This is a genomic window from Streptomyces sp. WM6386 (assembly GCF_000972385.1).
Classification (GTDB): domain Bacteria; phylum Actinomycetota; class Actinomycetes; order Streptomycetales; family Streptomycetaceae; genus Streptomyces.
Genome location: NZ_JXTE01000755.1, coordinates 1 through 321 on the forward strand (window position 1 = coordinate 1; position 321 = coordinate 321).

The 321-nt window shown below is 73.5% G+C and carries 1 protein-coding gene; it reads right to left on the reverse strand.

Going from position 1 to position 321, the window contains the following annotated elements; all coding sequences use genetic code 11:
* The coding region (locus tag TN53_RS43530; protein WP_046264470.1) for a P1 family peptidase at window positions 1–321 on the reverse strand (321 nt) is incomplete at both ends.

Sequence of the window (321 nt, forward strand, 5' to 3'; positions counted from 1 at the left end):
GATCGTGCGGCCGTGGACGCGCAGCGTGCCGCCGAAGTTGGCCTGGACGAGGACCCCGAGGGTCACCTCTCGGCCCGCCAGCGGGATACGGCGCGAGGAGGTGCCGATGCCCGACTTGAAGCCGAGCGCGGTGAGCCCCGTGCCGCCACCGACGCAGCCCTCGGGCACCGGGCCGCCGTGGGCGGTCTCGAGTGCGGAGCGGACGTGTTCCTCGTGGACCGGGCGCGAGCGGATGTCGGACAGGAGGCCGTCGTTGCACTCCTCCACCACCGGGTTCAGGCTCCGTGCACCGGCTGTCTCGGGCTGCTCCAGCAGCCAGCC